Source organism: Paraburkholderia sp. D1E, from assembly GCF_052682275.1.
Map to the genome: position 1 here is coordinate 5519439 of NZ_JBQYMB010000001.1, position 24517 is coordinate 5543955.

21 protein-coding genes are annotated in these 24517 nt (G+C 61.6%); 19 read left to right on the top strand and 2 right to left on the bottom strand.

Going from position 1 to position 24517, the window contains the following annotated elements; genetic code table 11:
- The first annotated feature begins 272 nt into the window (after nucleotides 1-272).
- The 17 genes from gyrA (at nucleotide 273) to cysM (ending at nucleotide 19945) form a co-directional block, all read left to right on the top strand.
- Nucleotides 273-2909 carry a DNA gyrase subunit A gene (gyrA, locus tag ACUN0E_RS24850; RefSeq protein WP_445568256.1) on the top strand — a complete coding sequence of 879 codons (2637 nt, stop codon included), beginning with the start codon at nucleotides 273-275 and terminating at the stop codon, nucleotides 2907-2909.
- Between the two features lie 121 nt (nucleotides 2910-3030).
- Nucleotides 3031-3633 (top strand): DUF2059 domain-containing protein, encoded by a 603-nt coding sequence (locus tag ACUN0E_RS24855; protein ID WP_054037403.1) that lies wholly within the window; start codon nucleotides 3031-3033, stop codon nucleotides 3631-3633.
- A 324-nt stretch (nucleotides 3634-3957) separates the two neighbouring features.
- Nucleotides 3958-5040, top strand: a complete 1083-nt coding sequence (gene serC, locus ACUN0E_RS24860; RefSeq protein ID WP_445568257.1) for a 3-phosphoserine/phosphohydroxythreonine transaminase — start codon at nucleotides 3958-3960, stop codon at nucleotides 5038-5040.
- 78 nt (nucleotides 5041-5118) lie between these two features.
- Nucleotides 5119-6201 (top strand): prephenate dehydratase, encoded by a 1083-nt coding sequence (gene pheA, locus ACUN0E_RS24865; RefSeq protein WP_408222371.1) that lies wholly within the window; start codon nucleotides 5119-5121, stop codon nucleotides 6199-6201.
- Between the two features lie 81 nt (nucleotides 6202-6282).
- Nucleotides 6283-7395 (top strand): histidinol-phosphate transaminase, encoded by a 1113-nt coding sequence (gene hisC, locus ACUN0E_RS24870; protein WP_445568258.1) that lies wholly within the window; start codon nucleotides 6283-6285, stop codon nucleotides 7393-7395.
- A 51-nt stretch (nucleotides 7396-7446) separates the two neighbouring features.
- Nucleotides 7447-8388 carry a prephenate dehydrogenase gene (locus ACUN0E_RS24875; RefSeq protein WP_445568259.1) on the top strand — a complete coding sequence of 314 codons (942 nt, stop codon included), beginning with the start codon at nucleotides 7447-7449 and terminating at the stop codon, nucleotides 8386-8388.
- An 18-nt stretch (nucleotides 8389-8406) separates the two neighbouring features.
- Nucleotides 8407-9711 carry a 3-phosphoshikimate 1-carboxyvinyltransferase gene (gene aroA, locus ACUN0E_RS24880; protein ID WP_445568260.1) on the top strand — a complete coding sequence of 435 codons (1305 nt, stop codon included), beginning with the start codon at nucleotides 8407-8409 and terminating at the stop codon, nucleotides 9709-9711.
- A 35-nt stretch (nucleotides 9712-9746) separates the two neighbouring features.
- Nucleotides 9747-10433 (top strand): (d)CMP kinase, encoded by a 687-nt coding sequence (gene cmk, locus ACUN0E_RS24885; RefSeq protein WP_445568261.1) that lies wholly within the window; start codon nucleotides 9747-9749, stop codon nucleotides 10431-10433.
- A gap of 166 nt (nucleotides 10434-10599) precedes the next feature.
- Entirely contained in the window at nucleotides 10600-12333 is a 1734-nt protein-coding gene (rpsA, locus tag ACUN0E_RS24890) for a 30S ribosomal protein S1 (protein WP_408222361.1), read from the top strand.
- Nucleotides 12334-12461: 128 nt separating this feature from the next.
- On the top strand, nucleotides 12462-12788 hold the full coding sequence (locus ACUN0E_RS24895; RefSeq protein ID WP_028200079.1) for an integration host factor subunit beta: 327 nt from the start codon (nucleotides 12462-12464) through the stop codon (nucleotides 12786-12788).
- 378 nt (nucleotides 12789-13166) lie between these two features.
- Nucleotides 13167-13460: a LapA family protein gene (locus ACUN0E_RS24900; protein ID WP_074282569.1), complete on the top strand. Its 294-nt coding sequence runs from the start codon at nucleotides 13167-13169 to the stop codon at nucleotides 13458-13460.
- Between the two features lie 69 nt (nucleotides 13461-13529).
- Nucleotides 13530-14705 carry a lipopolysaccharide assembly protein LapB gene (gene lapB, locus ACUN0E_RS24905; protein WP_445568262.1) on the top strand — a complete coding sequence of 392 codons (1176 nt, stop codon included), beginning with the start codon at nucleotides 13530-13532 and terminating at the stop codon, nucleotides 14703-14705.
- Between the two features lie 126 nt (nucleotides 14706-14831).
- Nucleotides 14832-16247, top strand: a complete 1416-nt coding sequence (locus ACUN0E_RS24910; protein ID WP_445568263.1) for a UDP-glucose dehydrogenase family protein — start codon at nucleotides 14832-14834, stop codon at nucleotides 16245-16247.
- Nucleotides 16201-17208 (top strand): D-glycero-beta-D-manno-heptose-7-phosphate kinase, encoded by a 1008-nt coding sequence (gene rfaE1 / locus ACUN0E_RS24915; protein WP_445568264.1) that lies wholly within the window; start codon nucleotides 16201-16203, stop codon nucleotides 17206-17208. The genes ACUN0E_RS24910 and rfaE1 overlap by 47 nt, the downstream gene beginning before the upstream one ends.
- Before the next feature lie 98 nt (nucleotides 17209-17306).
- Nucleotides 17307-18299: an ADP-glyceromanno-heptose 6-epimerase gene (gene rfaD / locus ACUN0E_RS24920; RefSeq protein ID WP_445568265.1), complete on the top strand. Its 993-nt coding sequence runs from the start codon at nucleotides 17307-17309 to the stop codon at nucleotides 18297-18299.
- A gap of 77 nt (nucleotides 18300-18376) precedes the next feature.
- Nucleotides 18377-18757, top strand: coding sequence for a ComEA family DNA-binding protein (locus tag ACUN0E_RS24925; protein ID WP_445568266.1), 381 nt, complete (start codon nucleotides 18377-18379; stop codon nucleotides 18755-18757).
- Between the two features lie 285 nt (nucleotides 18758-19042).
- Nucleotides 19043-19945, top strand: a complete 903-nt coding sequence (gene cysM / locus ACUN0E_RS24930; RefSeq protein ID WP_074282574.1) for a cysteine synthase CysM — start codon at nucleotides 19043-19045, stop codon at nucleotides 19943-19945.
- Between the two features lie 131 nt (nucleotides 19946-20076).
- Here the strand turns inward: cysM and mltB are convergent, their stop codons facing one another.
- Nucleotides 20077-21264 (bottom strand): lytic murein transglycosylase B, encoded by a 1188-nt coding sequence (gene mltB, locus ACUN0E_RS24935; protein ID WP_408222347.1) that lies wholly within the window; start codon nucleotides 21262-21264, stop codon nucleotides 20077-20079.
- Nucleotides 21265-21508: 244 nt separating this feature from the next.
- On the opposite strand from mltB, the gene ACUN0E_RS24940 reads away from it, so the two are divergent.
- Entirely contained in the window at nucleotides 21509-22432 is a 924-nt protein-coding gene (locus ACUN0E_RS24940) for a histone deacetylase family protein (RefSeq protein ID WP_408222345.1), read from the top strand.
- Nucleotides 22433-22495: 63 nt separating this feature from the next.
- Nucleotides 22496-23296, top strand: a complete 801-nt coding sequence (locus ACUN0E_RS24945; RefSeq protein WP_445568267.1) for an enoyl-CoA hydratase — start codon at nucleotides 22496-22498, stop codon at nucleotides 23294-23296.
- 148 nt (nucleotides 23297-23444) lie between these two features.
- On the opposite strand, the gene ACUN0E_RS24950 is transcribed toward ACUN0E_RS24945, so the two are convergent.
- On the bottom strand, nucleotides 23445-24371 hold the full coding sequence (locus ACUN0E_RS24950) for an alpha/beta hydrolase (protein WP_445568268.1): 927 nt from the start codon (nucleotides 24369-24371) through the stop codon (nucleotides 23445-23447).
- Nucleotides 24372-24517 lie beyond the last annotated feature (146 nt).

A 24517-nucleotide genomic window follows, 5' to 3' on the forward strand; every position in this document is an offset into this window, starting at 1 on the left:
TGGTGCATGCGCAACAGAAGCAATCCGCTGAAGGCACCGCCAGTCATGGCTGAGCGGCGGATTGCCTCACGCACAAATCGAGCCTGCTCCGGTTCGGTGGTGGGGCATTCAGGCGCCGCTCCCGTGCGCCAGCTAATAGGTATACGTACCCCCGCCGGGGACGGATGCGCGGCATGTTAGAATCGCGTGATGCGTTGCGCCTGCAATGCTTACGCGAAGGCGCGGCTAGTGAGGTTATCGCCGTCGCCTTGGCACGTAAAAGATACGGATAAATGGATCAATTCGCCAAAGAGACTCTGCCAATCTCCCTAGAGGAGGAAATGCGCCGTTCGTATCTCGATTACGCGATGAGCGTGATCGTGGGGCGTGCGCTTCCCGATGTTCGCGATGGCCTGAAGCCGGTGCACCGGCGCGTGCTGTACGCGATGCACGAACTGAACAACGACTGGAACCGGGCTTACAAGAAGTCGGCGCGTATTGTCGGCGACGTCATCGGTAAATATCACCCGCACGGCGACACGGCTGTCTACGACACCATCGTCCGGATGGCGCAGAATTTCTCGCTCCGCTATATGCTGGTGGACGGTCAGGGCAACTTCGGTTCGGTCGACGGCGACAACGCCGCGGCGATGCGGTACACCGAAATCCGCATGGCAAAGATCGGCCACGAACTGCTGGCCGACATCGACAAGGAAACGGTCGACTTCACGCCGAACTACGACGGCAGCGAAAACGAGCCGGCCATCCTGCCGGCGCGTATTCCCAATCTGCTGATCAATGGCTCGTCCGGTATTGCGGTCGGCATGGCGACCAACATCCCGCCGCACAACCTGAATGAGGTTGTCGACGCATGTCAGCACCTGCTGAAAAATCCGGAAGCCACGATCGACGAACTGATCGAGATCATTCCGGCACCTGATTTCCCGACCGCCGGCATCATCTACGGCGTGGCTGGCGTGCGCGACGGCTATCGCACGGGCCGCGGCCGCGTGTTGATGCGCGCACTTACGCACTTCGAGGAAATCGACCGCGGTCAGCGCATGTCGATCATCGTCGACGAATTGCCGTACCAGGTGAACAAGCGTTCGCTTCTGGAGCGCATCGCCGAACTGGTCAACGAGAAGAAGCTCGAAGGCATCTCCGACATCCGCGACGAATCCGACAAGAGCGGCATGCGCGTCGTGATCGAGCTGAAGCGCGGCGAAGTGCCGGAAGTGGTTCTCAATAATCTGTACAAGGCGACCCAGCTTCAGGACACCTTCGGCATGAACATGGTCGCGCTGGTCGACGGCCAGCCGAAGCTGCTGAACCTGAAGGAAATGCTGTCGTGCTTCCTGTCGCATCGCCGGGAAGTGCTGACGCGGCGCACGGTATACGAACTGCGTAAGGCACGTGAACGCGGTCACGTGCTCGAAGGGCTGGCAGTCGCGCTCGCCAACATCGACGAATTCATCGCGCTCATCAAGGCCGCGCCCACGCCGCCGATCGCCAAGCAGGAATTGATGGCGCGTCCGTGGGATTCGTCGCTGGTACGCGAAATGTTGTCGCGCGCCGAGACGGAAAACGCGTCGGCCGGTGGTCGTGAGGCTTATCGCCCGGAGGGTTTGAACCCGTCCTTCGGCATGCAGCCCGACGGCCTTTACCGCTTGTCCGACACCCAGGCTCAGGAAATCTTGCAGATGCGCCTGCAACGCCTGACGGGTCTGGAGCAGGACAAGATCATCGGCGAGTACCGCGAAGTGATGGCGCAAATCGCCGACCTGCTGGACATTCTGGCTCGCCCGGAACGCATTACGGCGATCATCGTCGACGAACTGACGTCGATCAAAGCCGAATTCGGCGACGCACGCCGCTCGAAGATCGAGCTGAATGCAACCGAGCTGAACACCGAAGACCTGATCACGCCGCAAGAGATGGTCGTGACCATGTCGCACGCCGGCTATGTGAAATCGCAGCCGCTGTCCGAATATAGTGCGCAGAAGCGGGGTGGTCGCGGCAAACAGGCCACGGCGATGAAAGAAGACGACTGGATCGACACGCTGTTCATCGCGAACACGCACGATCACATTCTGTGCTTCTCGAATCGTGGTCGCGTCTACAGCGTGAAGGTCTACGAAGTGCCGCAAGGCTCGCGGAACTCACGCGGCCGTCCGATCATCAATATTTTCCCGCTTCAGGACGGCGAGAAGATTACGGTTGTCTTGCCGGTAAAGGAATTCTCGGCTGACAAATTCGTCTTTATGGGCACCGCGTTAGGAACTGTAAAAAAGACGCCGTTAGAAGCCTTTGGCCGCGTGTTGCGCAAGGGTATTATTGCGGTCGGTCTGGATGACGGCGACTACCTGATCGGCGCCGCCATTACGGACGGCCAGCATGACGTAATGCTGTTCTCGGATTCCGGCAAGGCAGTGCGTTTCGACGAAAACGACGTCCGTCCGATGGGCCGTGAGGCGCGTGGTGTGCGCGGCATGCAGCTTGAAGACGGTCAGAGTGTGATCGCGTTGCTGGTGGCTGGCGACGAACAGCAGTCGGTGCTGACCGCAACCGAAAACGGCTACGGCAAGCGCACGCCCATCACCGAGTACACGCGTCACGGGCGCGGTACGAAGGGAATGATCGCGATCCAGACGTCGGAACGGAACGGCAAGGTCGTCGCCGCCACGCTGGTGGATCAGGAAGCGCAGATCATGTTGATCACCAATACGGGCGTACTGATTCGTACGCGCGTATCGGAAATTCGAGAAATGGGACGCGCAACCCAAGGTGTTACACTCATCAGCCTTGACGAAGGGACCAAGCTTTCAGGTCTGCAACAGGTTGCTGAGGCGGAAGCGGATGTAGATGTGGAAGGCGACACCGAAGGTCCTGCCGAAGGCGACAACGGTGGTGAAGACGGTGGTGCGGCCTGATTCGCGTCGGCAGTTCAGTCTCAGTTATTGGTTGAAAGCTGCGCAGGGAACAATGGCGTGTCGGGCCGATACGCATCCCGCGCTGCTCGCAGTTCAAGTTAATTTCTCTTAGGGAGTAATGATGCAAAAACGATTCAAACAACTGATGTTGCTGGCTGCTCTCGTGCCGACCTTCGCCATGGCTCAAGCACTTCAGAGCCCGGCCCCGGCGGCTCCGGCTGCTGCCGCTGCACCGGTTGATCCGGCCAAGCAGGCTGCAATCAAGGACCTGCTGGACGCAATCGATGCACAGAAGCTCGTCGGCGCAATTGGCAACAGCGCCCAGATGCAAGCCAAGCAACTGGTCCCGGCTATCCTGTCGGACGCCCTGAGCGAAAACAAGACGATGACGGACAAGCAGAAGCAGGCTTCCGTCCCGACGCTGCAAAAGAATGCAGTGCCGAAGCTGGTTGACGGCGCAGGCCAGGTGTTTGCAACGGATTCCTTCCGTCAAGACGCCATGCAAGCTCAGTACGACGCTTACGCGAAGTACTACAGCACGTCGGAAATCAAGGATCTGACCGCGTTCTACAAGAGCCCGACCGGCCGCAAGTTCATCCAGGTCCAGGACCAGGTTGGCCGCGACGTTGTGAACGGCTTGATGCAAAAGTACATGCCGCAATCGATCAAGGCAACGCGTGACCAGGCTGACAAGGAAGTCGCTTCGGTTAAGCCGGCTAAGTAAGCCAGCTAGTTAAGCCAAAAGGTCGAAAGGCTGCGCTGACATCGCGCTAGCCGCCGCTCGGCAAGCTATACGGCGTGCCGGGTTTGGCGGGTTTGGCGGGTTGGGGGCGACAATGCGATAATGGCCGTTTGCGCACACGCGCAGACGGCCATTTTCTTTTTGGGCGCGAAATTGTTGTCAAACGCGCGTCGTTAAACTCGCGTTGTCGAGTGCGCGTCGTTAACTTTGCAGCGGCTGCCGTTGCGGCAGTTGCCTTGCGACTGCAAACTTCGCCGATTTTTGCGCGATCTGTTCGTTTTTCGCGCCAGCTTCCAGGATCTCACGATGCGCGTTTTTAATTTCTCCGCCGGCCCCGCTGCCATGCCCGAAGAAGTGCTGCGTCAGGCAGCCGACGAGATGCTCGATTGGCAGGGCAGTGGCATGAGCGTGATGGAAATGAGCCATCGCGGTAAAGAATTCATGTCGATCCACGAGGAAGCGCTCGTCGATCTGCGCGAGCTGCTCGAGGTGCCCGCCAGCCACCGCATCCTGTTTCTGCAAGGCGGTGGCCTGGGCGAAAACGCAATTGTGCCGATGAATCTGATGGGCGCGAAACCGCGCGCGGATTTCGTCGTGACCGGTTCGTGGTCGCAGAAGTCGCTCAAGGAAGCACAAAAATACGGCACCGTGCATCTGGCGGCGAGCGGCCAGACGGCAGAGGGTTTCACCCGTGCACCGGCGCGCTCCGAATGGCAACTGTCTGACGATCCGGCTTACGTGCATCTGTGCACCAACGAGACCATTCACGGCGTCGAGACGTTCGAGATTCCCGATCTCGGCGATATTCCGCTGGTGGCGGACGCTTCGTCGCACATCCTGTCGCGCCCGATGGACATCGCCAAATACGGCGTGTTGTTCGGTGGCGCGCAGAAGAACATCGGCATGGCGGGCGTGACGGTTGTGATCGTGCGCGAAGACATGCTGGATCGCGCGCAGTTGATCTGCCCGTCGGCGTTCGAATGGAAAACCGTCGCCGAGAACAATTCGATGTACAACACGCCGCCCACGTATGCGATTTACGTCGCCGGGCTGGTGTTCAAGTGGTTGAAGAAGCAGGGCGGTCTTGCTGCGATGGAAGCGCGTAACCTCGAAAAATCGAAGCTGTTGTACGACGCGATCGATTCGAGCAGCTTCTATCTGAACAAGGTCGAGCATGGCTCGCGCTCGCGGATGAACGTACCGTTTTTCCTCACCGACGAGTCGCGCAACGATGATTTCCTGGCCGGCGCGAAAGCCCGGGGAATGGTGCAGCTAAAGGGCCACAAGTCCGTCGGCGGCATGCGGGCGTCGATTTATAACGCCGTCCCGCTCGAAGGCGTTAAAGCGCTTGTCGAATACATGAAGGAATTCGAACAGCGCAACGCCTGATCGTCTTAGGAATTCAGGCGCGCGCATCCTTTCCAGCACGCATTTGTGCAGCAGCTACCGGCAGGGCCGTTTTCACGCATGGACGACGAACTCAATACCCGACTCAAACCCCTTCGCGAACGCATCGACGCGCTCGACGCGCAGTTGATCGCGCTTCTCAATCAGCGTGCCGCGGTGGCGCTCGAAGTGGGTGAAGTCAAGAAGCATTTCAACGCGCCGGTGTTCCGCCCGGAACGCGAGCAGCAGGTGATCGCGCGCTTGCAGGATATGAGCGATGGCCCATTGGCCAGCGAACATATCAGTGCGATCTGGCGCGAGATCATGGCCGCGAGCCGCGCGCTCGAAAAGACCATCAAAGCCGCGTATCTCGGCCCGGTCGGCACGTATAGCGAACAGGCCATGCACGAGTACTTCGGTCAGTCGATCGAAGGTCTGCCGTGCCCGTCGATCGACGAAGTATTTCGCTCGGTCGAAGCAGGCGCAGCTGAATTCGGCGTTGTGCCGGTTGAGAATTCGACCGAAGGCGCGGTGTCGCGCACGCTCGATCTGCTGCTGCAAACCCAGCTCACGATCGGCGGCGAACTGGCCTTGCCGATTCACCACAATCTCCTGACGCTGAACGGCGGCCTCACCGGCGTGAAGCGGGTGTGCGCGCACGCGCAGGCGCTAGCTCAGTGCCAGCGCTGGCTCGCGACGAACGCGCCGCATCTCGAGCGCCAGGCAGTGTCGAGCAATGCCGAAGCTGCGCGCATGGCGGCGGAAGATCCGACTGTCGCAGCGATCGCCGGCGATCGCGCGGCGACCCACTACGGTCTCCAGGTTGCCTATGCCCTGATCCAGGACGACCCGCATAACCGCACGCGTTTCGTGATGATCGGCAAGGAGCGCACCGGCGTTAGCGGGCACGACCAGACGTCGTTGATCGTTTCGGTGGCGAACGAGCCGGGTGCCGTGTTCAAACTGTTGGAGCCGCTGGCGCGCCACAGTGTATCGATGACCCGTTTCGAATCGCGTCCGGCGCGCGTTGGCACGTGGGAGTACTACTTCTACATCGACGTCGAAGGTCATCGCGACGAGCCGGCGGTCGCCGCCGCGCTCACCGAACTCGGCCAGAAGGCCGCGTTCCTGAAGATACTCGGCTCGTATCCGCGCGCCCGCTGATGTCGGCTGAGGCGCGCGCACGTAGCGCGGGCGCGCCTGCCGCAGGTTCACTCACTACTAATTAGTCGTTCGGAGATTTTCATGACAACGTCCTTCGGTCCTTCCTATGTGCGCGCGATTGCGCCTTACATCGCCGGCAAACCGATTTCGGAAGTGGCCCGCGAATTCGGCCTCGACGAAGCGACGATCGTGAAGCTCGCCTCGAACGAAAATCCGCTCGGCATGCCGGAATCGGCGCAACGCGCCATGGCGCAAGCGGCTAGCGAACTCGGCCGCTATCCGGACGCGAATGCATTCGAACTGAAGGCGGCGTTGAGCGAGCGTTACGGCGTGCCGGCCGATTGGGTGACGCTTGGCAACGGCAGCAACGACATCCTCGAAATTGCCGCGCACGCGTTAGTCGAAAGGGGCCAGTCGATCGTTTACGCCCAGTATTCGTTCGCGGTCTACGCGCTCGCCACGCAAGGCGTGGGTGCGCGTGCGGTCGTCGTACCCGCCGTCAAATACGGCCACGATCTCGACGCGATGCTTGCCGCGATCACGGACGACACCCGGCTGATCTTTGTCGCGAACCCGAACAACCCGACCGGTACCTTTATCGAAGGCGCGAAGATCGAGGCGTTTCTCGACAAGGTGCCGCGCAACGTGGTCGTCGTGCTGGACGAGGCGTACACGGAATATCTGCCGGAAGAAAAGCGTTACGACTCGATCGCATGGGTGCGCCGTTATCCGAATCTGCTGGTGTCGCGCACGTTCTCGAAGGCGTTTGGACTCGCCGGCTTGCGTGTCGGCTTCGCAATCGCCCAGCCCGAGTTGACCGATCTGCTGAATCGTCTGCGTCAGCCGTTCAACGTGAACACGCTGGCGCAAGCCGCGGCGATCGCGGCGCTGAACGACACGGCGTTTCTGGAAAAGAGCGCGGCCTTGAATGCGCAAGGCTATCGCCGCCTGACCGAAGCGTTCGACAAACTCGGCCTCGAATTTGTGCCGTCGGACGGCAACTTCGTACTGGTGCGCGTCGGCAATGACGATGCAGCCGGCAACCGCGTCAACCTCGAGTTGCTCAAGCAGGGCGTGATTGTTCGCCCGGTTGGCAACTACGGTTTGCCGCAATGGCTGCGCATCACGATCGGTCTGCCGGAAGAAAACGAAGCGTTTCTCGCGGCGCTCGAAAAAACGCTCGCCACCGCGTAAGCGGATGACCTTGACCCGCGCGCCTCACTTCATGAATGGCGCGCTTTTTTTGTGATCGACGTGGCTGCGTTCTCTTTTAATAAGCTGGTGATTTTCGGTGTCGGCCTGATCGGCGGATCGCTCGCGCGCGCATTGCGCGAGCGGGGCGAGGCGGCAGGCGCGCGAACGGTGATTGGTGTTGGGCGATCGTCCGCGTCGACGGCGCGCGCGTTGGAATTGGGTGTGATCGACGCAGTCGCGGCGTTGAACGACGACGTCGCATTGCGTGACGCGTTGTCCGGCGCCGATTTCGTGCTGCTTGCCGCACCCGTCGCGCAGACGCAACCGCTGCTCGAACGCATTGCGCCGTTTCTCGACGCAAGCACGATCGTCACCGATGCCGGCAGCACCAAGTCCGACGTGGTTGCCGCGGCACGCGCGGCGCTCGGCGCGCGTGCCGCCCAGTTCGTGCCGGGGCATCCGATTGCTGGCCGTGAGGCGAGCGGCCCGGATGCGGCGTTGCCCGACCTGTACGTGAACCGCAACGTCGTGTTGTGTCCGCTGCCGGAAAACGCGCCGGAAGCGGTCGAGCGCGTTGCTGCGATGTGGCGCGCTACTGGCGCCTGTGTGCGAGACATGACGCCCGAGCAGCATGACCGCGTGCTTGCGTCGGTCAGCCATTTGCCGCACGTTTTGTCTTTCGCGCTAGTCGAGCAGATTCTCAATTCGCCCGACGCCGCGCTGAAATTCTCATTCGCCGCCGGTGGTTTCCGTGACTTCACGCGCATCGCTGCGTCGAGCCCGGAGATGTGGCGCGACGTGTGCGTGGCGAATCGGGTTGCGTTGCTTGCCGAACTGGATGCGTACACGGCCGTGCTCGCGCGTTTGCGCGCGGCGATCGACGCCGCCGACGGCGCCGCGCTCGAAGCCGTGTTCGCGCGCTCGCGCGTCGCGCGCAGCGAATGGCAGGAACAGCGCACTGCCGGGGCCGCGCTCGGCGACGCCTCGAAATAACCGGAACTGGACTCAATCATGGAATTCCTCGATCTCGGACCATTTTCTCGTGCGTCCGGCACGGTTCGTTTGCCGGGTTCGAAAAGCATTTCGAATCGTGTGCTGCTGCTCGCGGCGCTCGCCGAAGGCGAAACGACGATCACGAACCTGCTCGACTCCGACGACACCCGCGTGATGCTCGACGCGCTCGAAAAGCTCGGCGTGCGCCTGAAGCGCGAGGGCGACACTTGTGTCGTGACCGGTACGCGCGGCGCGTTTACAGCGCGCAAAGCCGATCTGTTCCTCGGCAATGCCGGCACGGCGGTGCGCCCGCTGACCGCGGCGCTCGCGGTGAATGGCGGCGACTATCGTATTCACGGTGTGCCCCGCATGCACGAACGGCCGATCGGCGATCTGGTCGATGGCTTGCGGCAGATCGGCGCGAAGATCGACTACGAAGAGAATGACGGCTATCCGCCGCTGCGGATTCGCCCGGCGCAGATTCTGGCCGACGCGCCGATTCGCGTGCGCGGCGACGTGTCGAGCCAGTTCCTGACTTCGCTGCTGATGACGCTGCCGCTGCTGCGCACCGAAAGCGGTGTGACGACCGTGCAGGTGGACGGCGAGCTGATCTCGAAGCCCTACATCGAGATCACGATCAAGCTGATGGAGCGTTTTGGCATCAAGGTCGAGCGCCATGAATGGCATCGGTTCATTGTGCCGGCGGGGCAGCGCTATCAATCGCCGGGCACCATCATGGTGGAAGGCGACGCATCGTCGGCGTCGTATTTCCTGGCGGCGGGTGCGCTCGGCGGCGGGCCATTGCGGGTGGAGGGCGTCGGCCGGTCCAGCATCCAGGGCGACGTCGGCTTTGCCGATGCGCTCATCAAGATGGGCGCAAACCTGCAGATGGGCGAAGACTGGATCGAAGTGCGCGGTGTCGGCAACGACAACGGCAAGCTCGATCCGATCGACATGGACTTCAACCTGATTCCCGACGCCGCGATGACGATCGCCGTCGCCGCGCTGTTCGCGGACGGCACGACCACGCTGCGCAACATTGCCAGTTGGCGCGTCAAGGAAACCGACCGTATTGCGGCGATGGCTACCGAACTGCGCAAGGTCGGTGCGACGGTGCAGGAGGGCGAGGATTTTCTCGTCGTCACACCGCCTGAAAAACTGATTCCGAACGCCTCGATCGACACCTACGACGATCACCGCATGGCGATGTGCTTCTCGCTCGTGAGCCTGGGCGGCGTGCCGATCCGGATCAACGACCCCAAGTGCGTCGGCAAGACATTCCCCGATTATTTCGAGCGCTTCACGGCGCTCGCTCAACCCTGATTCGCCCCCGAATCGACTGACGTGCGACTTTTTCGATGAAACCGACCCGTCCCTTTCACCAGACGCCCGTCATTACGATCGACGGACCGAGTGCCTCCGGCAAAGGCACCGTAGCCGCGCTGGTTGCCGCGAGCCTCGGCTTCCACCTGCTGGATAGTGGAGCGCTCTACCGGCTCGCCGCGCTGGCCAGCATCCGCTATAAGGTCGACGCGGACGATGCAGACGCGCTTGTAAAGCTGATCGACGATCTGCACATCACTTTTCGCGAGGGGATGGCGCAGCTCGACGGTGCCGACGTATCCGCCGACATTCGCGCGGAAGAAGTCGGTAGCCGCGCCTCGGCGATCGCCGTGCATGTGCCCGTGCGAACCGCGCTGGTGGCCCGTCAGCGGGCTTTTCGCAAGGAACCGGGGCTGGTCGCCGACGGCCGCGACATGGGCACGGTAATCTTTCAGGATGCCGTGCTGAAGGTGTTCATGACCGCCAGCGTCGAGGCCCGTGCGGCGCGCCGGCATAAGCAATTGATCCAAAAAGGATTTTCTGCTAATATAGATGACTTGCTCCGGGATTTGCGTGAGCGCGACGAGCGTGACAGTCAGCGCGCGGCCGCGCCGCTCAAGCCCGCAGCGGATGCAAAGCTGCTTGATACCTCGGCATTGTCCATCGACCAGGCGGTCGAACAGGTGGTGCAGTGGTATGAAGCATGGGTCCCGCATGCTTGAAGTTTTGATTGAAATTTGAGCTGTGGGCGCAGTAGAGAGAAGTACCGTTGTCACAGTAGGTGCTCCGCGTGTGTCGTGGAGCGTGTTTTAACCCCTTAACCCCGCGTGGCATTCGCATTCTTGCCGAAGTTGCTGACCGTCCGGCCAGCCGGGCACCGCGAGAACCATGCAAAATTTGATTTTTATGTCCGACCTGCAAACTTCCAACCCGAATACCGAATCTTTTGCGGCTCTGTTCGAAGAGTCGCTGACCAAGCAAGACATGCGCGCCGGCGAAGTGATTTCCGCCGAAGTCGTGCGTGTTGACCACAACTTCGTGGTCGTCAACGCTGGTCTCAAGTCCGAAGCCTACATCCCGCTCGAAGAGTTCCTGAACGACGCGGGCGAGGTAGAAGTGCAGGCGGGCGACTTCGTTTCCGTCGCGATCGACGCGCTGGAAAACGGCTATGGCGACACGATCCTGTCGCGCGACAAGGCGAAGCGTCTGGCTTCGTGGCTGTCGCTGGAAAAGGCTCTCGACAACAACGAACTCGTGACCGGCACGATCACGGGTAAGGTCAAGGGCGGCATGACCGTCATGGTCAACGGCATCCGCGCGTTCCTGCCGGGTTCGCTGGTTGACACGCGTCCGGTCAAGGACACGACCCCGTACGAAGGCAAGACGCTGGAATTCCGCGTCATCAAGCTCGACCGCAAGCGTAACAACGTCGTGCTGTCGCGCCGTGCTGTGATCGAAGCCACCCAGGGCGAAGAGCGCGCAAAGCTGCTCGAAACGCTGAAGGAAGGCGCGATCGTGGAAGGCGTGGTGAAGAACATCACCGATTACGGCGCATTCGTGGACCTCGGCGGTATCGACGGCCTGCTGCACATCACCGACATCGCATGGCGTCGTGTGCGTCACCCGAGCGAAGTTCTGTCGGTTGGCCAGGAAGTTACCGCGAAGATCCTCAAGTTCGATCAAGAGAAGAACCGCGTTTCGCTGGGTATCAAGCAACTGGGCGACGATCCGTGGGAAGGCATCTCGCGCCGTTACCCGTCGGGCACGCGTCTGTTCGGTAAGGTCACCAACATCACCGACTACGGCGCATTCGTCGAAGTGGAATCGGGCATCGAAGGCCTGGTTCACGTGTCGGAAATGGACTGGACGAACAAGAACGTTGCACCGTCGAAGGTTGTTCAGCTGGGCGACGAAGTCGAAGTCATGGTTCTCGAAATCGACGAAGACCGCCGCCGTATCAGCCTCGGCATGAAGCAATGCAAGCCGAACCCGTGGGACGACTTCAGCCGCAACTTCAAGAAGGGCGACAAGCTGCAAGGCGCAATCAAGTCGATCACCGACTTCGGCGTCTTCATCGGTCTGCCGGGCGGCATCGACGGTCTGGTTCACCTGTCGGACCTGTCGTGGAGCGAAACGGGCGAAGAAGCAGTTCGCAAGTACAAGAAGGGCGACGAAGTGGAAGCGATTGTTCTCGGCATCGACGTCGAGAAGGAACGCATTTCGCTGGGTATCAAGCAGCTCGAAGGCGACCCGTTCAGCAACTTCGTTGCAATGAACGACAAGGGTTCGATCGTCGACGGCGTGGTCAAGACGGTAGATGCGAAGGGTGCTGTGGTTCAGTTGTCGGCGGAAGTCGAAGGCTACCTGCGCGCTTCGGAGTTGTCGCAAGACCGCGTGGAAGATGCACGCAACGTCCTGAAGGACGGCGACAAGGTCAATGCGATGATCATCAACATCGACCGCAAGTCGCGTGGCATCAACCTGTCGATCAAGGCCAAGGATTCGGCTGAGCAACAGGAAGCGATCCGCGGCCTGGCTTCGTCGGATTCGAACTCGGCTGCTACCGGCACGACGAACCTCGGCGCGCTGCTGAAGGCCAAGCTCGACGGCCAGAACCAGTAATTGAGGAACGCCCCCAAATCTGGCGCTTTGCGCCAGATCTCCCGTAAGGGGGAACCCCCCAAGGGGACTTCCTTCGGGGCGCAAAATATGGGGGCGGCCCGGCGTTTTCTTGAGAGGTCTGCTGCAGTATGACCAAATCGGAATTGGTCGCCCAGCTGGCTACGCGATTCCCGCAGCTTGTACTTAAAGATGCGGATTTTGCGGTGAAGACGATGCTTGATGCGATGTCGGAGGCGCTTGCCAACGGCCATCGCATCGAAATTCGCGGCTTCGGCAGCTTCGGCCTTAATCGTCGTCCGTCCCGCGTAGGGCGTAATCCGAAGTCGGGCGAGAAGGTGCTGGTACCTGAGAAGTACGTACCGCATTTCAAGCCTGGCAAGGAATTGCGCGAGCGGGTAGATCGGCGTTCGGGCGAGCCGCTGAAGGCCGATGAGCCGGATGACGACGACCTGTAAATGCTTCGCTGTGCTGTTCGCGGCATGGCATTGGTAGCGTTAGCGGCCAAAGCCAGACGGCAAAAGACCAGAAAAAGCGCCTTCGGGCGCTTTTTTTCGTCCGTAATCTTCGTTTATAGTCGTTGTCACCCGTGCTTTTCACCTGCAGGCACGACGCGGCAGCCTGGCCATGCGGCTGGCGCGTCCCCAAAATTCAACATACCTGCTCACACACCCTCTTGCGGCAAGATAAACCTCACGTCAGTCCTCTATCAGCCAGTTCCTGCCCAGCCGCGAGGGCTTCAATTACAATACGGGTCACTTCGGCGCGGGCAACACCGTGGCGCGACGCGTCATCAAGCCGGCGTCACCCCGCAACTGCCGTCAAGAGACCTATTCATGAAATTTATCGTCTGGCTGATCCGTGTGCTGGTGTTCGTGCTCCTGCTGGTGCTCGCGCTTTCCAATACACAACCCGCTACGCTGAATTTCCTCGCTGGCTACGCGTGGTCGGCGCCTTTGATTCTGATCGGCCTTGCGTTCTTCGTGGTGGGGCTGCTGGCCGGACTGGTGTCGTCGATGCCGGCCATGGTGCGCCTGCGCATGGAGAATGGCCGGCTCAAGCGCGAGCTGCGTGTGGCGCGTGAAGCTCCGGTGGTGGTCGAACAGCCGCCTATGCCGCCGCTGATCTAAGTTGTCTTCTGCCATGCTTCTGAAGCGTGGCTTTCCGTTTCCGCTGTTCCGTACATTTGCATTGATCGCATGGATCTAGACTTCTGGTGGCTGCTTGTCATACCCGTCGCATTTGCGTTCGGCTGGATGGCCGCGCGCTACGACCTCAAGACGCTGCTGTCCGAAAGCGCCAACCTGCCGAGGTCGTACTTCCGCGGCCTGAATTTCCTGCTCAACGAGCAGCCGGACCAGGCGATCGATGCGTTTATCGAAGTCGTCAAACTCGACCCGGAAACGATCGAGTTGCATTTCGCGCTGGGCAATCTGTTCCGCCGCCGTGGTGAGACCGACCGCGCGATTCGCGTGCATCAGAACCTGCTGAGCCGCACCGATCTGCCCGTCACCGAGCGCGATCACGCGCTGTACGAGCTGGGCCAGGACTTCCTGAAGGCCGGTTTGCTCGATCGTGCCGAAGAGACCTTCCGTTCGCTCGAAACCGGCAATTACGCGCTGGGCGCGCAGCGTGCGCTGCTGACCATCTACCAGATCGAGAAAGACTGGGTTAAATCGATCGATACCGCGCGCCACCTGGAAACCATGGGCGCCGAGTCGCTCGACAAGGAAATCGCGCAGTTCCATTGCGAACTCGCGCAGGAAGCGCTCCAGCAGAAAAATGCGGATGAGGCGCGCCGTCAGCTAGGCTTTGCGTTGAAGGCGAACCTGACCAACGTGCGCGCCACGATCCTGTTCGGCGACGTTGATGCGACAGCCGATGCGCAAGAGGCGGCTATCGTCCAGTGGCGGCGCGTCGAGGAACAGAATCCCGCCTATTTGCCGCTCGTCGCGGAAAAGCTGATGAAGGCCTATGAGGCGCTTGGCCGTCCGCAGGATGGCGCCGATCTGCTCACCACGTGGGTGGACCGCTATCCGTCGAACGATCTGCTCGACGTGACCTATCAGCACATTGCGGCGGTACGTGGGCCCGATGCCGCGCATGCGCTGGCGCGCTCGCAGATGCAGAAGTCGCCGAATCTGGCGGGCATGACGCGTCTTCTGGAAGCCCAGGAAGCCGTCGCGGAAGAGCCGCGGCGCAGCGAGCTTGAATTGATGCGTACGCTGATTCGCCAGCGCACCAAAAATCTGCCACGGTATACGTGCCAGAATTGTGGTTTCAGGGCACGGCTGTTCTACTGGCAGTGCCCGGGTTGCAGCGGTTGGGAAACCTATGCGCCGCGTCGCGTCGAACCGATTACGGCGTCGAACTGATAGCGAATGCAATCGTATAGCCGCGCCGCAACGACGGCGGCCCGTTGGGCAAATTAAGCCGGACGGGATCATGACGGCCTTGTTCACTACGAGAAACCCTCACCGGAACCCTCTACCGGAAAGCGTATGAAAATCACCATTATCGGCACGGGTTATGTTGGCCTTGTCACCGGCGCGTGCCTCGCCGAAATCGGCCACGACGTCTTCTGTCTCGACGTCGATCCGCGCAAGATTGAAATCCTCAACAACGGTGGCGTGCCAATCCACGAGCCGGGGTTGCTGGAGATCATCGCTCGCACGCGCAAGGCGCGCCGCATCACGTTTTCGACGGATATCGAAGCGAGCGTGGCGCACGGTGAGGTGCAGTTCATCGCCGTTGGCACGCCGCCCGACGAAGACGGCTCGGCCGATCTGCAATATGTGCTCGAAGCGGCGCGCAACATCGGCCGCACAATGAATGGCTTCAAGGTGATCGTCGACAAATCGACGGTGCCGGTCGGCACCGCGCAACGCGTACGCGCCGTGGTCGAAGAGGAGCTGGCCAAACGCGGGCTCGCCCATAGCGAGCAGCACCGTTTCTCGGTGGTGTCCAACCCGGAGTTTCTGAAGGAAGGCGCGGCGGTCGACGACTTCATGCGCCCCGATCGCATCGTGCTCGGCAGCGACGAAGACGAAGCCGGGATGCGCGCGCGCGAACTGATGAAGCGTCTGTACGCACCGTTCAACCGCAATCACGACCGCACGCTGTACATGGACGTGCGCTCGGCTGAATTCACGAAATACGCAGCCAATGCGATGCTTGCCACGCGCATCTCGTTCATGAACGAGATGTCGAATCTGGCGGATCGGGTCGGCGCGGATATCGAAGCGGTGCGCCGCGGCATCGGCTCGGACCCGCGCATCGGCTATCATTTCCTGTATGCCGGTTGCGGCTACGGTGGCTCGTGCTTCCCGAAAGACGTGCAGGCGCTGATTCGCACCGCCAGCGAAAGCGGCCACAATCTGCGCATTCTCGAAGCGGTCGAGGAAGTGAATTACAAGCAGAAAGACGTGCTGGTGCAAAAAATCACGGGCAAGCTCGGTGAAGACCTGAGCGGCCGCACGTTCGCCGTGTGGGGCCTCGCGTTCAAGCCGAATACCGACGACATGCGCGAGGCGCCGAGCCGTCGCGTGATCGCTGAATTGCTGGCGCGTGGCGCTCAGGTTCGTGCGTACGATCCGGTCGCGGTGGCCGAAGCGCGCCGCGTGTTCGCCATGGATCTGCACGATGCGCCGGAGCAGCAGGCGCGTCTCACGTTCACAAGCACCCAGGACGAAACGCTTACCGGCGCCGACGCGCTGGTGGTCGTCACCGAATGGAAGGAATTCAAGAGCCCGGATTTCGTGCACCTGAAATCAGTGCTGAAGTCACCGCTGATTTTCGACGGCCGCAATCTGTACGAACCGGACGCGATGACCGAGCTCGGCATCGACTATCACTCGATCGGACGACCTTATGCCCAGTCCTCTGAATTTTCGGCCGGTGACGCCAGCAATGCCTGAGGCTGCCCAGTCCACGCCCGTGGCGGGCCTTACCGTGGTGCCGCGAGAACGCCTCGGCGCGGCGCGCGTGCTGGTGGTCGGCGATGTGATGCTCGATCGCTACTGGTTCGGCGACGTGAACCGTATTTCGCCGGAAGCGCCGGTGCCGGTCGTGCACGTGCAGCGCCAGGAAGACCGCCTCGGCGGCGCCGCGAACGTCGCGCGTAATGCGGTCGCGCTCGGTGCGCAAGCGGGTTTGCTGTGCGTGGTCGGTCATGACGAGCCTGGCGAGCGCATCGTGCAACTGCTCGGCGAAAGCGGTGTAGTGCCGCATCTGGAACGCGATCCGGATTTGCTCACCACCATCAAACTGCGCGTGCTGTCGCGTCAGCAGCAATTGCTGCGCGTCGATTTCGAAAACTCGCCGGCCCACGAAGTGCTGCTCGCGGGCCTCGCGCGTTTCGACGATCTGCTGCCGTCACATGACGTGATCCTGATGTCGGATTACGCGAAGGGCGGGCTCACGCACGTCACGCAGATGATTGCAAAGGCGCATGCGGCAGGCAAACCGGTGCTGGTCGATCCCAAGGGTGACGACTGGGAGCGCTATCGCGGCGCCACGCTGATCACGCCGAATCGCGCCGAGTTGCGCGAGGTGGTCGGCCAGTGGAAATCCGAAGAAGATCTGATCGCGCGCGTGACTAAACTTCGCGCTGATCTCGAGTTCAAGGCGCTGCTGCTGACGCGTTCGGAAGAGGGCATGACGCTCTTCTCCGACGACGGTATCCTGTACGCATCGGCCGTTGCGCGCGAAGTGTATGATGTGTCGGGCGCGGGCGACACCGTGATCGCTACGCTCGCCGCCATGCTCGGCGCGGGTCTTACGCTGGTCGAGGCGGTCGGGCTCGCAAATCGCGCGGCCGGCATCGTGGTCGGCAAGCTCGGCACCGCCACAGTCAACTACGACGAACTTTTTCATTGATGCGAGCCGCCGGGTTCCTTGCTTTGCACGCTTCAGTTGCAGCGGCGCAAAAGAGGAATCCGCGAGGCATCAACTGAACTCTTTACCGCAGGATCATCATGACCCTCATCGTCACCGGCGCGGCCGGCTTTATTGGCAGCAATCTCGTGAAGGCGCTCAACGAGCGCGGTGAGCAACGCATCATCGCCGTCGACAATCTCACGCGCGCGGACAAGTTCAAGAACCTGGTCGATTGTGAGATCGACGATTATCTCGACAAGACCGAATTTGTCGAGCGCTTCAAGCGCGGCGACTTCGGCAAAGTGCGTGCGATTTTCCACGAAGGCGCCTGCTCGGACACGATGGAAACCGACGGCCGCTACATGATGGAGAACAACTTCCGCTATAGCCGCGACGTGCTCGACGTCTGCCTCGCGCAGAGCATCCAGTTTTTGTACGCGTCTTCGGCGGCCACGTATGGCGGCTCGAGCCGCTTCGTCGAGGAGCGGGAAGTCGAGCAACCGCTGAACGTGTACGGCTATTCGAAGTTCCTGTTCGATCAGGTGATTCGCCGCGTGCTGCCCACCGCAAAAAGCCAGATTGCCGGTTTCCGTTATTTCAACGTGTACGGTCCGCGTGAGACGCACAAGGCGCGCATGGCGTCGGTGGCGTTTCATAACTTCAACCAGTTCCGGGCGGAAGGCAAGGTCAAGCTGTTCGGTGAATACAACGGCTATGCCGCAGGCGAGCAGACCCGTGATTTCGTCTCCGTTGAAGACGTGGTCAAGGTGAACCTGTTCTTCTTCGACAATCCGGACAAGTCGGGCATCTTCAACCTGGGCAGTGGCCGTGCGCAGCCGTTCAACGACATCGCGAGCACGGTGGTCAACACGCTGCGTGCGTTGAACAACGAGTCGCCGTTGTCGCTCGCGGACCAGGTGCAGCGCGGGCTGATCGAATACATTCCGTTCCCCGACGCATTGCGTGGCAAGTACCAATGCTTCACGCAAGCTGACTTGACGAAGCTGCGTGCCACCGGTTACGACGCGCCGTTCCTGAGCGTGCAGGAAGGTGTCGATCGCTACGTACGTTGGCTATTCGGCCAGGTGTAAATCTTTCGGAACCCTCTTTAAACTGGAATCTCCCGGTTGGTGATGGTCGCCAACCGGTTGTACGAGGGAGATTCCATATGTTTCGAAAAATTCTGGTTACCGCGGCCATGCTCGCCGCTTTCGGCCACGCGTATGCGGCGGTCGACGTCAACACGGCTAACGAAGATGCGCTGCGCGGCATCAAGGGCATCGGTCCTGCCAAAGCGAAAGCCATTCTCGAAGAGCGTACAGCGCATGGTCCGTTCAAGGACCCGGCCGATCTCGGCAAGCGCGTCAAAGGCATGGGCGGGCATACCGTCGAGCGCCTGCAGGCGGAGGGTCTCGCTGTCGGTCCGGCTGGCGCGGCTGCTAACACGCAGGCTGCGGCGTCTGCACAGACCAAGGGCGAGGCCACTGCGGCCAACTCAACCAACGCAGCTACCCCAAAGAGCAACGCCACTGTGGCGGTGAAGAAATAGCCTGACGCGGGCCGTGCGCGCGAGGCGGGTTACCTCTGCGCGCCGAGTCCCGCGCCTGGTCTGTTACCGTCGTTCCCCTTCATGGTCGGAGTGGGTAAGAACACTCCTTCAGCTGTCATGCAGATGACTGGCTCCCGCGGTTCTCAGCCGCGGGCTTTTTGCGTTGGAGGCAAAGCAATCTGCGTCTGCATCCATGCGGGCAGAAGGGCCGCACGGCAGCCGCGCGCACGGTGGTTTAGAATCGGTAGATTGAAGACTCCGCGCATCGACAGCCCCAGAACCGATATGGCTTACAAAACGATTGAAGACACGATCGGCAATACGCCGCTCGTGCAACTCGTCCGGCTCCCTGACGACGAGATCCGCAACCGCAATAACGTGATCCTTGCCAAGCTCGAGGGCAACAATCCAGCGGGTTCGGTGAAGGACCGTCCGGCGCTGTCGATGATCAAGAAGGCGGAAGCGCGTGGGCGCATCAAGCCGGGCGACACGCTGATCGAATCGACCAGCGGCAATACCGGCATCGCCCTGGCGATGGCTGCGGCGATCCGCGGCTACAAGATGGTGCTGATCATGCCGGAAGACCTGTCGGTGGAGCGCCGTCAGAGCATGGCCGCGTACGGCGCGCAGATTGTGCTGACGCCGGTGACGGGCGGCATGGAGTACGCGCGCGATCTGGCCGAACAGATGCAGCGCGAAGGCAAGGGCATCATCCTCGACCAGTTCGCGAACCCGGACAATCCGGCCTCGCACGTCGAAGGCACCGGTCCGGAAATCTGGCGTGACACCGAAGGGCGTATCACGCACTTCGTCTCGTCGATGGGCACGACCGGCACGATCATGGGCGTGTCCACCTATCTGAAGGAACAGAATCCGGCGATCGAGATCATCGGTGCACAGCCGGAAGAGGGTTCGCGTATTCCGGGCATCCGCAAGTGGCCGGAGGCTTATCTGCCGAAGATTTTTGATCGTAGCCGCGTGGACCGCGTCGAGAACGTGAGCCAGGCCGCAGCCGAAGCGATGGCGCGGCGCATGGCCTCGGTCGAAGGGATCTTCGCCGGCATCTCGTCGGGCGGGGCCTGTGAGGTGGCGCTGCGCGTCGCGCGTCAGGTCGAGAACGCGACGATCGTGTTTATCGTCTGCGATCGGGGTGACCGGTATCTGTCCACGGGTGTGTTCCCGGCTTGATGGCGCTTCGGCGCATTGAGTGGCCCTCAATCTGAGTTGGCCAATAAAAAAGCGCCGGTTTAACCGGCGCTTTTTTGTGTCGCGTGCTACCCGTTCGTGATGCCGCGAGTGTCTGACAACCGCGGCCCGGCCTATTGCGAGGCCGCGCTCGGCGCCGCCGCATTGCTGCTGGCATTCGCCGCGTCGCTCGCTTCCATCTGCGCTTTGATCCGCTGGCCCAATTGATAAACCGCGAGTGCGTAGAAGAAGCTGCGGTTATAGCGCGTCAGCACGTAGAAATTCTTCAAGCCCAGCATGTACTCGGTACCACGCCCTGGGGACGGCAGATCGACTACCGTCACCGGCGTGCCGGCTTCCGACGCGATGTCGATTCCCGGCTCGTTCAGCAGCAGTCCGGCGCGAAGCAATTGGTCCAGCGGCCAATGCGGCTCCGGCTTACCGTCTGCGGCCGCTTGCGCTACGCCCAGGCTGCCGGCGTCCGTGCCGATCTTCCACACCACCGGCCGGCCATTTTCCCAACCGTTCTGGCGCAGATAATTCGCTACGCTGCCGATCGCGTCCGCCTGGCTCGTGCGCAGATCGATCTGCTTGTTGCCGTCATAGCTCACCGCGTATTGCACGATGCTGCTCGGCAGGAACTGTGGAATCCCGATTGCACCGGTGTAGGAGCCGAGCACGGTGGTCGGATCGATTTGCGAATCGCGCGTCCACACCAGGTAGTCTTCGAGATTCTTGCGGAAGGTCGCCTGGCGATCCGCGCGATTGGCGGTATTCGGATAGTCGAAGCTGAGCGTGGTCAGCGCGTCGAGCACGCGGAAGTTGCCCATGAAGCGCCCGTAAATCGTCTCCACGCCGATGATGCCGACGATCACTTCGGGCGGCACGCCGAACTCTTCGTAGGCGCGTTGCAGCGTGGCCTGGTTAGCGCGCCAGAAGCGCACGCCGGCGTTGATGCGCACCTGGTCGAGAAAGCGCGACTGATACACGCGCCAGTTCTTGATCGACGGCGAGGGTGACGGCGTGACGAGCTTGACCGCCGTGGCCGAATAGCTCACGCGTGCAAACAGGGCGTGCAGTGCGGCTTCATCGAAGTCGTAGCGCGCCGACATGTCGCTGATGAACGCGTCGACATTTGGGTTATTCGCGTAGCGCTGCGGAATGATCTCTTCTTCGAAGGTTTGCCCTTGCGGCACCGCCGGTTGGGGTTGGCTTTGCGCGAGCAGCAGCGGTGGCTGCTTACCGGCGCTTTGCGCCATCGCCGGACTGGTTGCCATGAACATGCACGATGCGACGGACAGTGCGGCGGCCACGGTCTTCATGCGTAGCCGGTTTCGTGCAGACAGAGCAAGCTTGACGGTCATAGTGAGCTAGGGGCGCAGTGCGAAAGAGACAGGGGGAAAACCGATCGGGGCAGTATACCCGACGCTTTCTGCAAAACTGTGCCCACGGCGTCACAGTCGCATCGTGTGGTAACTTGGCAAATGTTGGCGCGCCCCGTGCGCGCGCCCCTGGACGGAGACACGCCGCGCGCGCTTAGAAAGCGCCGCGCCGCAGACGAGAATCATGGCAACAGGCTTTTATTCCCACGCCGATTGTTTGCTGCACGATATGGGGCAATGGCATCCCGAATGCCCGGCGCGCCTGCAGGCAATCGAAGATCAACTGATCGCGAGCCGCATCGACTCGCTGATCGAGCGCGAGTCGCCGCCGCTCGCCGATGACGCCGCGCTGTTGCGCGTGCATACGCAAGCCCACGTTGATTACATCCGCAGCCGTTCGCCCGCGGAGGGTCTCGCCGAAATCGACCCCGACACGTCGATGAACCCGCACACCTTGCAGGCCGCGTTGCGCGCGGCCGGTGCCGCGGTGGCCGCGACCGACGCCGTGATCGAAGGCCGCTACGACAACGCGTTCTGCAGCGTTCGCCCGCCTGGCCACCATGCGGAGCCGGCGCGTGCGATGGGCTTCTGCTTCTTCAATAACGTCGCGATCGCTGCGCGCCATGCGCTCGATGCGCACGGCATGCAGCGCGTGGCGATCGTCGACTTCGACGTTCATCACGGCAACGGCACGGAAGCGGCCTTTTCGGGTGATTCTCGTGTGCTGATGTGCAGCATCTTCCAGCATCCGTTCTATCCGTTTACCGGCGCCGACAATCAGGCGCCCAACATGTGCAACGTGCCGATGCCGGCGCGCTCGAAAGGCATGGCGGTACGCGAGGTGGTCGATATGCTGTGGCTGCCGCGGTTGCATGAATTCAAGCCGGAGATGATCTTCATCTCGGCTGGCTTCGATGCGCATCGCGAGGACGATCTTGGCAACATGGGTCTCGTCGAAGACGACTACGCATGGATCACCGACCAGGTAGGCGAGATCGCGAAGCGCTATGCGCGCGGACGGATCGTCAGCTGTCTCGAAGGCGGGTACAACCTGTCGGCGCTTGGGCGCAGCGTGGTCGCGCACGTGCGCGCGCTGGCCGGGATCTGAGCTGCCCCGCCACAAGCACTGCGCGGACATTGCGAACCGCATGAAATCAACGAGGACCGAGCCATGAATGCCGATGTGCGCAGCGCTTCACTGGTCGAGATCGACCACGACGCCTATGGTGTGCCGGGCGTCGTCCGATTGACGATGAACCGCCCAGATGCCTTCAACGCTCTCTCTGAAGCCCTGATCGACGAGTTGCAGTCGGCGCTGATGGAGCTGGTGGAGTCCGATGCACGGGTGGTGGTAATCGCGGGTGCTGGCCGTGCGTTCTGTGCAGGACACGATCTGAAGGAAATGCGTGCGGCGCCGTCGCTGGCTTACTACCAGGCGTTGTTCGCGCGCTGCACGAAATTGATGTTGACGATCCAGCGTTTGCCGCAACCAGTGATCGCGCGTGTGCACGGCATCGCCACGGCGGCCGGTTGTCAGCTGGTCGCGATGTGCGATCTGGCGGTTGCAGCCGACACCGCGCGCTTTGCCGTTTCGGGCGTCAACCTGGGGCTCTTCTGCGCAACGCCTTCGGTGCCGCTGTCGCGCAATCTGTCGCGTAAGGCTGCGCTCGAAATGTTGCTGACCGGCGATTTTATCGACGCCGCGCAAGCGAGGCAGCAAGGCCTCGTGAATCGCATCGCTCCGGCAGACGCGCTCGACGCAGAGGTCGCACGGCTCGCGAAAACTATCTGTGCGAAGCCCGTCGAAGCCGTGAGTGCCGGCAAAGGGCTTTTCTATCGGCAGTTGGAAATGGGCATCGAAGCGGCCTACCAGCTAGCCGGCCAGACCATGGCCTGCAACATGATGGACGCCTCCGCGCTCGAAGGCGTGCAGGCCTTCATCGACAAACGACCGCCGGACTGGAAGCGTTAGCCGGACCAGGCCGTTCCTGGCAGGGCCCGCCCCCGCACCTACTCGTCTGACCGCCTGAGCTTCTAAATGCCCTCCGATGCTGAAACTTGGGGCGTCCGCGCGTCGATTCACTCAACCCGTTTGTCTATGTCGAAACGTCGTCTGCCGCTCAGGCTTTGGGCAGCCGCTTCCCGATCCAATCGATCAGCGCGCCGATCACCCGATCTCGATCGAGGTCGTTCATCGTCTCGTGATAGCTGTCTTCGTGCATCGTGAGCGTCTTGTCCGGCGAGCCCGCGTGCGTGCCGAAGTCGCGGCTGCCTTCGGGTTCAGTGAGCTTGTCGGCCGTGCCGTGATACACCAGCAGCGGCACACGCAAACCCGCACGGCCGCGTTCGATGCGCGCCATTGCCAACAACAACTCCGCACCCGTGCGCGCCGGAATCGCGCCGTGATGTACCAGCGGATCGTTGCGATTGGCGTTCACCACGGGCTGAAGCCGCGACAGCAAAGCCGCATCGATTTTCATCGCCGGGAAGGTCGGCCAGATTCGGCTGATCACCTGACTCACCTTAAGCATCCAGCGCGGCACATCGCGGCCGGGCGCGAGCGCGGGGCTAGACAGGATCAGACCGCTTAGCCGGCGCCCGCTCGCCTCCAGCCGTTCGATTGCGTAGAGCGCCGCGACCGCGCCTCCCATGCTGTGGCCCATCAGAAAGAGCGGTGCACAACTGGTTGCCGCGTCATCGAGCAAGGCCTGGACGTCGAGCAGGTAGTCGTCGAAGCGCTCCACCCACACGCGTTGGCCGGGCGCATGCCCGTGTCCGCGCAAATCGATGGCAACGAGTTCAATGCCGGCCGGGGTCAGCCGATCCGCCAGCGCCGCGTAACGCCCGGCGTGCTCCGCGAGCCCGTGCACCAGCGCGACCGTGCCGCGCAATGGCGCTGTGGCGGGCCAGCGATACAGCGGCAGTTCGATGCCGTCGCTCGTCGTGACCGTCGAGCGCAGCGCGGCGCCGCCTTTGGGGGCGTCCGCAGGGGCGTCCGCAGGCGCACCCGCAACGGAACGTACATTGCCTGATCGAGTTGTTTCCATAGCGGCCGTTTGTCCTGAGCGTGTCCTGATTCTGGTTCGCCCGATCATAGTCGCAGCGGGCGCGCAGGCGTGAGCCTCTCGCGCCGGGCGCACCTCTAATGCTTTGTGGTTATGAAAAGATCGTAATTGATTATTAAAGGGAATGA